Source organism: Paenibacillus sp. J31R120, assembly GCF_056269225.1.
Window position 1 is genome coordinate 61,660 of the sequence record NZ_JBWDNN010000010.1, and the last position, 11,902, is coordinate 73,561.

The 11,902-nt window shown below is 54.0% G+C and carries 7 protein-coding genes; all 7 read left to right on the plus strand.

What is annotated here, in order from left to right; all coding sequences use genetic code 11:
* Positions 1-94: 94 nt before the first annotated feature.
* Positions 95-1,879 (plus strand): sensor histidine kinase, encoded by a 1,785-nt coding sequence (locus tag AC0YNW_RS25525; RefSeq protein ID WP_475834309.1) that lies wholly within the window; start codon positions 95-97, stop codon positions 1,877-1,879.
* A complete protein-coding gene (locus AC0YNW_RS25530) occupies positions 1,854-3,491 on the plus strand; it encodes a helix-turn-helix domain-containing protein (RefSeq protein WP_475834310.1) in 1,638 nt (545 codons plus the stop codon). Before AC0YNW_RS25525 ends, AC0YNW_RS25530 begins: the two co-directional genes overlap by 26 nt.
* A 13-nt stretch (positions 3,492-3,504) precedes the next feature.
* Complete coding sequence (locus AC0YNW_RS25535) at positions 3,505-5,106, plus strand: ABC transporter substrate-binding protein (protein WP_475834311.1); 1,602 nt, start codon at positions 3,505-3,507, stop codon at positions 5,104-5,106.
* Positions 5,107-5,259: 153 nt separating this feature from the next.
* Positions 5,260-6,129 (plus strand): ABC transporter permease, encoded by an 870-nt coding sequence (locus AC0YNW_RS25540; RefSeq protein WP_475834401.1) that lies wholly within the window; start codon positions 5,260-5,262, stop codon positions 6,127-6,129.
* Positions 6,130-6,143: 14 nt separating this feature from the next.
* The gene (locus AC0YNW_RS25545; protein ID WP_387479825.1) at positions 6,144-7,028 is read left to right on the plus strand and encodes a carbohydrate ABC transporter permease; all 885 of its coding nucleotides are present in this window, start codon (positions 6,144-6,146) and stop codon (positions 7,026-7,028) included.
* 15 nt (positions 7,029-7,043) lie between these two features.
* On the plus strand, positions 7,044-9,578 hold the full coding sequence (bglX, locus tag AC0YNW_RS25550) for a beta-glucosidase BglX (RefSeq protein ID WP_475834312.1): 2,535 nt from the start codon (positions 7,044-7,046) through the stop codon (positions 9,576-9,578).
* Positions 9,579-9,609: 31 nt separating this feature from the next.
* Positions 9,610-11,886, plus strand: coding sequence for a beta-glucosidase (locus AC0YNW_RS25555; protein ID WP_475834313.1), 2,277 nt, complete (start codon positions 9,610-9,612; stop codon positions 11,884-11,886).
* The last annotated feature ends 16 nt before the right edge of the window (positions 11,887-11,902 follow it).

The window sequence follows — 11,902 nt, forward strand, 5'->3', positions numbered from 1 at the left end:
GGTAGCTCATAATGAGCAGAGGCGTTAGGATAGAGGGACGATTTTGCGGATGATGATAGCTGCCGGATAACCGAACAGAAAAGGGTGATCGCGCATGAGGGGACGGATAAGCGGTATCCCATGGCAAACGATTAGGGTCAGGCTGGTGCTTGGCCTTCTCTGTATAACCATTCCATTGATCGCGCTGCTGATCTACAACAATCGGTATAGCGTGAATGTCATTCACAACCAAGTAGCGAATTCGAACAAAAACCTGGTATCTGTCTTCATGAAACAGATCGATGACCAGCTCTCCGAAACGGAGCGTCATTTGATGGGTCTGATGCTGACGGAGCCCAATCTGCTGGCCATGGGGGAGGCGAGCCCGGAGGATGAATACATGATGGCGAAGAGCAGCGTGTCGCGCAGACTGACTTCGGATCTGATCGTCTATCCCTATATTGACGGTTTTTTTGTCTACTCGATCCCTAGACGGGAAAGTGTAGAAACCTTTCGTGACGAGATGAGCTACAAGGAGCTGACCAACATCAGGGCAACGGTAGAGCAGCTTGCTACCGGACTGGCTGAGCAGCCGACTCATCTGAACAACAAATGGCTGGTGCAGCAGATGAATGACGAGTTCTACATCCTGCGCTTGTTCGGGGACGGCAATCTCTATATAGGCGCCTGGGTGAAGGCGAAGTCGATGCTGAGGCCGCTTAGCGCTATGCATGCGGGAGATCGGGGCGCTTCTCTTATTGTAGGCGGAGAGGGGCAAATCATATCCAGCACGGAGGAGCTGGCACATGCGGGACTAGACTTTACCCGAGGGTTCGATAACCACTACTTGTCCGGGACGGATGAGGATTATCTGGTCGTTGGCGAATCCTCTGTGAAAGGCAGCTTCAATCTGGTTTCGGTGGTGCCGGACAGGCTCATTCTGGAGAATCTCCCTTACTTGGCAAAGGCTGCTTTGGTCGTAATCCTGATCGCTCTTGTTATGCTGCCGCTCAGCCTATGGTTTCTTCGCAAGGTGCTGCTGCTTCCGCTTCAGAAGATGACTAAAGCGATGCGGCGGATCGGAGAGGGCAATTTCAATACGAAAATTGAGGAATCTCCTCTACAGGACGAATTTCAGCTTGTGAACCGAACCTTCAATCATATGATTACGCAAATTGAGGAATTGAAAATTCATATCTACGAAGAGCAGATCAGCAAGCAACGCGCGGAGCTGAAGCATCTTCAATTACAAATCAACCCTCATTTTTTTATGAACTCATTAAATATTGTGTACAATCTGGCGCAGGTGAAGCAGTACAGCCTCATCCAAGAGATGACGATGTGTCTGGTCCACTATTTCCGCTATACGCTGCAAAGCAATCAATCTCTTGTGCTATTAAGAGACGAGTTGAAGCATGTCCGCAACTTCCTGCGCATCCAGCAGCTCAGATTCCCGCATCGTCTGGCGATTGAGATCGATGTGCTGGAATATTTGCAAGAGACGCAGGTTCCGCCACTTCTCTTGCAGACCTTTGTGGAAAATGTGGTGAAGCATGCGGTACGGATGGAGGGCACCAATACGGTGACGATTGAAGCGATGCTTAGCGGCTTGGAGGAAGAGCCGACGGTTATTCTGTCCGTCCGCGACAATGGCCCCGGATTTTCCGATGAGTCGCTGGAGTCGATCCGGTCAGGCAAGCAGCAAGTGGATGAGAAGGGCGAGCATATCGGATTGTGGAATGCCCGGGAGCGGCTGAGATTGCAGTACGGGGACCGCTCGTGGATGGATTGCTATAATGACGAACCGCATGGAGCTGTGGTGGAGATGGGCATACCGCTCAGAGCGGATTCGTCTCAGAAGGAGGAGAAGGACGATGTGTCAGCTTCTAATCGTAGATGATGAGCTCATCGCAGTGGAAGGGCTGAAGTCGGGTGTGCAATGGTCTGCTATCGGCATCAGCAAGGTATTCACTGCTCATAGCGCGGAGCAGGCGAAAATCATATTCGGACAGGAGAGGATTGATATCCTGCTGTGCGATATCGAGATGCCGCAGGCCACAGGACTTGAGCTGCTGGAATGGGTAAGACGGCATTATCCCCGGACGGAGACGATCTTCCTCACCTGCCATGCGGACTTCGGGTATGCCAAGCAAGCGATCCAGCTGGGAAGCCTGGATTATTTGCTGAAGCCGATTCCGTATCCGGATTTGGAGGAGACGATCAAACGGGCGATACGCAAGCTGGACCAGGACAACCGGAATAGCGAGTTCAGCCAATACGGGAAGTATTGGGTGCAGTATCAGCCGCTGCTTGTGGAGCGGTTTTGGCTGGACATCTTGAACCAGACCCTCCCCGGAGATGCGGAAGCGATCAGAAAGGCCGCGGAAGAGCGCAATATTCCCTATACGAATGAAATGCGTTTTCTGCCTGTGCTAATCCATGTTCGGAGATGGCATAAGAAGATTACGCTGCGCGATGAAAAAATTATGGAGTACGCCATCCGCAAGTCGGCGGAGGAACTGCTCCTGAATGAGCTGGAAAACGGTTTGCTGATTTCGCTTGGCGACGGCTATATGCTCGCCATGATGAATCTGGAGTCGCAAGCAGCGGTGAACGAAAAGCTGAGAGCAGGCTGCGAGCAATGGATTGAGGCTTGCAGGACCTACTTCTTCGCAGGCGTATCATGTTATATCGGAGAGACGGCCCATCCTGACCAGCTGGCTTACATGTTCCTTCGCCTGCGCAAGCTGGATGAGAACAATGTGGCTCATGATCAAGGGGTATTCTCCTTGCAGGACCCGCAAATCTTGTCCTCAGGAGGCATGCCGCCCGACATCGGAACCTGGTCCATTCTATTGAAGGAAGGCGCGCGCGAGCCGCTGCTGCTGGCGGTTGAAGATTATATGGAGGTGCAGGTCGCATCCGGCGGACTGGACTTCGACCGATTGAATCAATTCATACAAGACTTTCAGCAGATGGTCTATTATGTCCTGCAAGTAAAAGGCATCCAGGCGCATCAGCTATTTGGCGACAACGACTCCATTACGCTGCATGCTGCGGCGACGCGCACGTCGACCGATGCCTTGGACTGGATTCGCCATATCGTGGACAAGTCGATCCAGTTCGACAGTGCGCTCGACCAGACGCAGAGTGTAACGGAGAAGGCCAAGGCTTTCATTCATGAGCATCTCGCCGAGGATATTTCCAGGGACGATATTGCGAGTCATGTCTTTCTTAACCCGGATTATTTGACGCGGATATTCAAGAAAGAGACCGGTATGTCAGTATCCGATTATGTGCTGCAGCAAAGGCTTACCTTAGCGGCGGGTCTGCTGGCGCAAACGGAACTGTCGGTCAGCACGATTGCCAGCAAGGTCGGTTACGCCAACTTCTCGCATTTCTCCAGAATGTTCAAGAAGTATTTGAACCTGAGCCCGCTGGAATACCGAAGTCAGCAGCAAGCTGCTAGTCCCCGGCCCGCAAGTCGTGAAAGTGACAGTGGGAAGTCGTAAAGAGGGCAGAGTCATGACGGCTCGCGGTCGTACAATGAACACAGCACCAACCATTATACGAAAAGCGGGGGAGAACAAAATGAAAAACATCATGCGAGGGGCGACTCTGCTGCTGTTGTGCTTTGTCCTGGTTCTGTCGGCTTGCGGCAAGGGCAACAATGGAGCAGGCAACGGCAATCAGCCGGGCAGCAGCGCGAATACAGGGAGCAAACCGGACGAGAAGGTAGAGGAAATTATGGTAGCCTTCCCGCTCGTCAGCACCTCCCAGCAAGACTTGCAACTGGTAGAGGATGAGATTAATAAAATTTCCGAGGAGAAAATTAAAGTGCGGGTCAAGTTCCTGCCGATCAACGCAGGCGAATGGGCTCAGCGCATGAACCTGATCTTCAGCGGCGGCGAGACGCTCGATCTGACATTTGTCTCCGGATTAATGTACAGCAACATGGTTGCCAAAGGTCAGCTTATCGAACTGGATGAGCTGCTGAATAAGCATGGCGAAGGCATCAAACAAGCGTTCGACGAGAAGTATCTGAACGCAACCAAAATTAACGGCAAAATCTACAGCGTGCCGACCGTGCGCGACTTGGCGGGCAGCTATGGCCTCACGATGCGCAAGGATTTGGTAGACAAGTACAACATCGATATCGAAGCGATTCAGACATTGGACGATGTTGAGAACCTGTTCAAAACGATTAAGGCGAGCGAGCCTCATATTGTACCGCTCGTACCGGGCGGAGTCGGTCAGTCCTTCCGTGAGAACCATGTGTTCGTCGATCCGCTTGGCGACTTCATGGGCGTATTGCCTAATTACGATAACGATCTGAAGGTCGTTAATATGTACGAGATGCCGGAATACAAGGCATTTATCGATCGTATCCGCAAGTGGTATCTGGAAGGCTACATCCTGCCGGATGCGGCTACTAACAAGACAACAACGTTCGAGCTGATCAAGTCCGGCAAGGCCTTCTCTTATATGGCGCTGCAGAAACCAGGCTTCGCCGCGCAGGAGTCGAAGGCATCCGGCACGCAGATGGTTACGAAGGAATTGCTGCCGCCGGTAGCGACAACAAGCAACGTGACCAATGCGCTATGGGGCATTCCGGTAAACTCCAAGCATCAAGAGAAAGCAATGCAGTTCCTGAACCTGATGTATTCCGATGCTGATATCGTCAACCTATTCGACTGGGGGATTGAAGGCAAGCATTATGTGAAGGAGAAGGGCGAAGCCGACCATATCATCTCCTACCCTGCTGGTCAGGATGCTACGACAATCGGCTACAACATGCTGGGCTGGATGTTCGGCAACCAGTTCCTGTCGTATGTCATGAAAACTGATGATCCGGATATTTGGAAGAAGACGGCGGAATTCAATAGCTCCTCCAAGCCTTCCAAGGCGCTTGGCTTTGTATTCGATGCGTCTGCCGTGAAGACGGAAGTGGCGGCGGTGTCCAATGTCGTTACCCAATATAAGCTGCCGCTGGAGACGGGAAGCGTAGATCCGGACAAATTGCTGCCGGAATTCATCTCCAAGCTGAAGTCCGCCGGCATGGACAAGATTATCGCTGAGAAGCAAAAGCAATTGGATGAGTGGGCAAAAAACAACTCGGTTCAGTAATAGTGGGATGCCACACTTGCTGCCCGGCCAATGACGAGTTGGCCGGGCTTATTATTCCAGGCAGTCTCGGATAGAGAGGGAGAGAATAGGGTGAATACGACAACACGACGCAAGAGAGGAGCCCGGCTGCGCAGATTTATCCCGCTATACATTATGATGCTGCCGGGACTGGCTTATCTGATCATTAACAACTACTTGCCAATGTTCGGTCTGTCGATCGCGTTCAAGGACATCAATTATGCCAAGGGCATCTGGGCCAGCGATTGGATCGGTCTTAAAAATTTTGAATATTTGTTCAAAACGACCGACGCTTACATCATTACGAGAAATACGCTGCTCTACAATGCCGTATTTATTGTTCTCGGTTTGGCGATTGCGATCGCTATAGCGATTCTGCTTAACGAGATTAGAAGCAAGATGGCGAGGGGCTTCTATCAAAGCGTGATTTTGCTGCCTTACCTGATTTCCATTATTCTGGTCAGCTATCTCGTCTATGCCATGCTCAGCGTGGATGCGGGCTTTATTAACAAGACGATTCTGCCCATGTTTGGTCTTGACCCGATCTCCTGGTATTTGGAGCCGAAGTATTGGCCGTATATCTTAACCGTCGTCCATATCTGGAAGGGAGCGGGCTACTCCTGCATCATCTTCCTGGCGGCAATCTTAAGCATCGATCGCGAGTATTACGAGGCGGCGGAGCTGGACGGCGCGTCGAAGTGGATGCAAATTCGTAAAATTACGTTCCCGATGATCACGCCGATCATCACCATGCTGACGCTGCTTGGCATCGGACGCATTTTCTATTCCGACTTTGGCCTATTCTATCAAGTGCCTATGAATTCTGGCGCGCTGTATGAAACAACGAACGTCATCGACACCTATGTATTCCGCGGGCTGATGCAGCTTGGCGACATCGGCATGTCGGCGGCGGCAGGTTTCTATCAATCGCTGGTCGGCTTTATTCTGGTGCTGGTATCCAACTATATTGTGCGCAGGTTCGACAAGGATAATGCCTTGTTCTAGGGAGGGAGATTCATATGACGAAAGAATACCGGGGCTGGCGCTGGTCGGCGCACATCATATTAGGCTTGTTCGCGCTGGCGTGCATCTTGCCGTTTGTGCTGCTGTTCACCTCCTCTGTGACCGATTCGAAGGTGATTGTGACGGAAGGTTATACGTTCTTTCCTTCCAGTCTCAGCTTTGCCGCTTATGATTACCTGTGGCAAAACTCGAAAATGATCTTTAATGCTTACGGCATTACGATTCTGACGACGGTGATCGGCACGACGGCAAGCTTGCTGATGACCTCCATGCTCGCATACCCGCTGTCCCGCAAGGATATGCCCGGCGGTATGGTGCTGGCTTTTATCGTATTTTTTACGCTGCTGTTCAACGGGGGCCTTGTCCCTACTTATATGGTCTACACGCAATTATTTGATATTAAAAACACGCTGCTGGCTCAGATCGTGCCTTGGCTGCTGATGAACGGCTTTAATGTGCTGCTCATGCGCGCATTTTTCATGAACAGCGTTCCGAAGCCTGTTCTGGAGTCGGCGAGCATTGATGGTGCGGGCGAATTTACGATCTACTACAAGATTGTGCTTCAGCTGTCGCTGCCGATCATGGCGACGATTGGGCTGTTCCAGGCACTTGCTTACTGGAATGATTGGAACAATGGGCTTGTATTCGTGACCGACTCTGCACTGTTCAATCTGCAAAACGTGCTGAACCGGATTATGAGCGATATTGAGTTTCTGTCCAGCAATGCCAGCATGGGCTCCGGCAGCATTATTGCGCAGCTGCCTAGCGAGACGTTCCGCATGGCGATTGCGGTTATCGGCATTTTGCCGATCTTGATCGCGTATCCGTTTTTCCAGAAGTTTTTTGTCAAAGGTCTGACCATCGGCGCTGTTAAAGGCTAAGGAGGAGAACACGATATGATCGGATTATGGCATGCAATTGTAGAGACGCCATCGATGAAGATGAAGCTTCAGTTCAAAGTTTCGAAGAAAGCCGTCTATACGCTGGACATGGCGACGGAGCCGCTCGCTATTCCTATACAGATGGATACGCTGTCGGTCGAAGGCAACAGTCTGACAGCCAAGGCGAAGGCGTTCTGGATGCCAGGGGAGGAAATTGAGGTTCGCTTGGCGTTCAAGGAGGATGCCTTTGAGGGGGATATCTATATCCCTGCCATTGGCAAGCTGCCGCTTCAAGGCGCAAGAGGGCGCGGCCCGCATCTGTCGGAAGCGCTTATCGAGGAGATTGTTCCTTACCGGAAGGAGTCGGTACGAGAACGGTCCGACGAAGAGATTGAATTGGAGGTCGAATCTCTCCTGGGACGCATGACGCTGGAGGATAAGATCGGCCAGATGTTCCAGGTGCTGGCCTCGAACTTCTCGTTCGGCAACGCGGTTGCGACCGATCCGCCGGAGAAGCTTATTGCGGAGGGACGGGCAGGCTCCGTCCTCGGCGCATTCGATGTCAGCCGCGTGTTCAAGCTGCAGAAGATCGCCGTGGAGCAGTCGCCGCACGGCATTCCGCTGCTGTTCAACGCGGACATCATCCATGGCTCGCAGACGGTATTCCCTGTGCCGCTGGCGTGGTCGTGCAGCTGGGATACGGAGGCGATCAAGGAGGCTTGCGCCATTGCGGCGAAGGAAGCCAGCGCGTCGGGCACGGTCTACAATCACGGCCCGATGATCGATATCGGCCGCGATCCGCGCTGGGGCCGCGTAGTGGAAGGCGCGGGGGAGGACCCGTACCTGGGTGCGCTAATAGCGAAGGCGCAGGTCGAAGGCTTCCAAGGGGAATCATTGTTCCACGCGGAGACGATTGTCGCTTGCCTGAAGCACTTTATCGGATACGGCGCTTCCGAAGGGGGACGCGACTACAATACGGTGGACATGTCCGAAGCAACGCTGCGGAATGTCTATCTGCCGCCATTCCAAGCCGGACTTGAAGCGGGAGCCGCATCAGTCATGAACGCCTTCAACATCTATCAAGGCGTGCCGGTTGCAGCCAGCGAGGAGCTTCTGAAGCGGCTGCTCCGCGAGGAGCTTGGCTTCGACGGCGTGCTGATCTCGGACTATGGCGCAGTGGACGAGATCGTTCAGCACGGCTTTGCCGAGGATGAGCGAGAAGCGGCCAAGATGGCTGTGAATGCGACGATGGATATCGAGATGGCGACGCGCTCTTATGAGCATCTGGCGGAGCTGGTTCGCGAGGGCAGCGTGCCGGAGGAGACGGTTGATGCAGCTGCCCGCCGCATTCTGCGGCTGAAGTACAAGCTGGGGCTGATGGATGATCCGTTCCGCTATATCCGTCCGGAGAAGGAGCAAGAATACCACTTTCATGAGGATCATCTCCGGGCAAGCCGGGAGCTTGCTCAGAAGTCCATTGTGCTGCTCAAAAATGACGGTGTATTGCCGTTAGCGAAAAATAGCGGCAAGCTTGCGCTGGTTGGCCCGTTCGCTGACAGTAAGGACTTGCTGGGGCCATGGCAATTTTCCCGCTACGGTCATGAGACGGTGTCGCTCTACGAGGGACTTGTCGCTAGTGGAATCGGGGAAGATCGGCTTCTATACGCGCAGGGATGTGGCGTCAATGATCCGCTGGAAGAAGGGATTGAGAAGGCGCTTCAGGTTTGCGCACAAGCAGATATCGTCGTGCTGGCTCTTGGAGAGAGCAGCGATATGTCCGGGGAGGCGGCATCCCGTCTTAGCATTCACTTGCCGGAGGCGCAGCAGCGTCTTGCGGAAGCAGTAGTGGCGCTGGGCAAACCTGCGGTGCTGGTGCTGACGAACGGCAGGCCGCTAGTGCTTGATTGGTTTACTGCGAATGTCAGCGCCATCGTAGAGACATGGTTCCTCGGCTCGCAGGCCGGACTTGCTATTGCAGATGTCCTGACGGGAGCGTACAACCCGTCAGGCAAGCTGACGATGAGCTTCCCGGCGCATCAGGGACAGGTTCCGGTCTATTATAATCACTTCCTAACGGGCCGGCCGCTGACGGAAGCGAACCGGAACAGCAAATATATATCAAAGTATCTGGACGGACCGAACGATCCGCTGTATCCGTTTGGCTATGGCTTAAGCTACAGCCGATTTGAGTATTCCGAGCTGAGGCTGGACCGTTCCGCGATTACTGGGACCGAGAAGCTTACCGCTGCGGTTACGGTGACGAATAACGGCGATGCCGCCGGGGAAGAGACGGTACAGCTTTATATTCAGGACTGCCATGGCAGTATTGTGCGTCCAGTCAAGGAGCTAAAGGGCTTCCGCAAGCTTCAGCTTGCGCCGGGCGAGAGCGGGGAAGCGGTATTCGAGATCGGAGAAGCGGAGCTTGTGTACTGGTCCCCGGGCAAGGGATACGGGGCAGAGCCGGGCCGGTTCAACTTGTATATCGGCGGAAGCAGCCGGGATGCGCAAGCGGCGGAATTCGTATGGACGGACAGCAAGTCAAAGAGTTAAGGGGTCAATCAATATGCGGGGAGGAATTACGATGGGGAACAATCGCGACATGAAGGCGCTAATCAAAGAGATGACGTTGGAGGAGAAGGCGGGGCTATGCTCGGGCCTCGATACTTGGCATACGAAAGGAATTGAGAGGCTTGGCATCCCGTCCGTTATGGTGACGGACGGCCCGCATGGCTTGCGCAAGCAACGCGCGTCGTCTGACCATTTGGGCTTGTTCGACAGCGTTCCAGCGACATGCTTTCCGTCTGCGGTCGGTGTAGCCAGCTCTTGGAACCGCGACTTGATCGAACGGATGGGGCAAGCGCTTGGCGTGGAGTGCCAAGCGGAGAATGTAGCAGTGTTGTTAGGGCCGGGTGCGAACATCAAGCGCTCTCCGCTGTGCGGACGCAACTTCGAATATTTCTCCGAAGACCCGTACCTCTCCTCGGAAATGGCGGCTTATCATATCAAGGGCGTGCAAAGCGAGGGAGTCGGCACTTCGCTGAAGCATTTTGCCGTGAACAATCAGGAGCATCGCCGGATGACCTCTGATTCTATCGTGGATGAGCGGACGCTGCGGGAGATCTATCTGGCCAGCTTCGAGGGTGCGGTCAAGCAGTCCCAGCCGTGGACGGTCATGTGCTCATACAACAAGGTGAACGGCGAATTCGCTGCGGAGAATGAGACGCTGCTGACTGCGATATTGAAGGAAGAGTGGGGCCATGAAGGCTTTGTGGTCTCGGATTGGGGCGCGGTGAACAACCGGGTGAAGGGACTGGCTGCCGGTATGGAGCTGGAGATGCCGTCCAGCCATGGCGAGGGAGATCGCGCCATTATCGAAGCGGTCAAGGGCGGCACACTGCCGATGGAGAAGCTGGATCAAGCTGTAGAGCGGCTGCTTCGCGTAATCTTCAAGTCTGTCGACGGTCGGAAGCCCGACACGGTATTAGATCCTGCCGCCCATCATCAGCTGGCCCGCGAGGTGGCTCGCGAAAGCATGGTGCTGCTGAAAAACGAAGACGGCATTCTTCCGCTTAGACGGACCGGAACGCTGGCGGTCATCGGCGCTCTGGCGAAGGAGCCGCGCTATCAGGGCAGCGGCAGCTCCCAGATCAATCCGACACGTCTAGAGGATATTAGCGAGGAATTGGCTCGCTCGGCAGGCGTCGGCGTGAAGCTGACGTATGCTCAGGGTTACGAGCTTAATCAGGACGATACCTCCGAGGAGCTGACGAAGGAAGCACTGGAGCAGGCTTCCCAGGCGGATGTAGCCGTATTGTTCGCCGGATTGCCGAAGCGCTATGAATCGGAAGGGTTCGACCGCAAGCATCTGCGCATGCCAGCCAATCAAGTGGCTCTGATCGAAGCGGTGGCGGCGGTTCAGCCGAACCTTATCGTCGTGCTCAGCAACGGCGCGCCCGTAGAGATGCCTTGGCTTGGCAGCGCCAAAGCTGTGCTCGAAGCGTACCTGGGAGGCCAGGCGCTGGGCGGCGCTATCACCGATCTGCTATTCGGGGATGCCAATCCGTCCGGCAAGCTGGCGGAGACCTTCCCGGTAAGGCTGAGCGACAATCCTTCTTATTTGTTTTACCCGGGCGAGGGAGACAAGGTGGAATACAGGGAAGGGATCTTCGTGGGCTACCGCTATTATGACAAGAAGGACATCGAGACGTTGTTCCCGTTCGGACACGGGCTTAGCTATACGACATTCGAATATACTGAGCTTGCCCTCGACAAGCGCGAGCTGACCGATACAGAGAAGCTGACCGTGACGGTCAAGGTACGCAATACCGGCTCTGTGGCGGGCAAAGAAGTTGTGCAGCTGTATGTACGTGACGTTGAATCAGAAGTGATCCGTCCTGACAAGGAGCTGAAGGGCTTCGTCAAGGTGGAGCTGGCTCCGGGGGCAACGAAGACCGTTTCGTTCGAGCTGGATAAACGGAGCTTCGCCTTCTATGATGCAGATGCTAGTAACTGGAGAGTAGAGACGGGGGAGTTCGATATTCTCATCGGCCAATCTTCGAGAGAGATCGTGCAGTCGGAACGAGTGACCGTTCACTCCACAACGCCACAGTCGCTGGTCTTTCACCGCAACTCCACAGTATCGGATTTGATGCAATCGGAGAAGGGAAAAGCCTTTGTCCAGCAGTTTATGAGTATGCTTCCGTTTGCCGGGGCAGTCGGGGAAGAGCACAAGGAGATGCTCCAGGCGTTTATGTCGCATATGCCACTTCGGGGACTGATCTCCTTCAGCGGAGGTAAGTTTACGGAAGAGAGGCTGGCGGAAGTGATCAAGGGGTTAAATGCCGCTGAGAGCAACTGACATCAACTAGGAGATA

What these genes read in the sequence shown, in the direction of transcription:
- AC0YNW_RS25535 (WP_475834311.1), top strand. Translation starts at nt 3,505, where the DNA reads ATGACGGCTCGCGGTCGTACAATGAACACAGCACCAACCATTATACGA.
- AC0YNW_RS25525 (WP_475834309.1), top strand. Translation starts at nt 95, where the DNA reads ATGAGGGGACGGATAAGCGGTATCCCATGGCAAACGATTAGGGTCAGG.
- AC0YNW_RS25540 (WP_475834401.1), top strand. Translation starts at nt 5,260, where the DNA reads ATGATGCTGCCGGGACTGGCTTATCTGATCATTAACAACTACTTGCCA.
- bglX (WP_475834312.1), top strand. Translation starts at nt 7,044, where the DNA reads ATGATCGGATTATGGCATGCAATTGTAGAGACGCCATCGATGAAGATG.
- AC0YNW_RS25555 (WP_475834313.1), top strand. Translation starts at nt 9,610, where the DNA reads ATGGGGAACAATCGCGACATGAAGGCGCTAATCAAAGAGATGACGTTG.
- AC0YNW_RS25530 (WP_475834310.1), top strand. Translation starts at nt 1,854, where the DNA reads ATGTGTCAGCTTCTAATCGTAGATGATGAGCTCATCGCAGTGGAAGGG.
- AC0YNW_RS25545 (WP_387479825.1), top strand. Translation starts at nt 6,144, where the DNA reads ATGACGAAAGAATACCGGGGCTGGCGCTGGTCGGCGCACATCATATTA.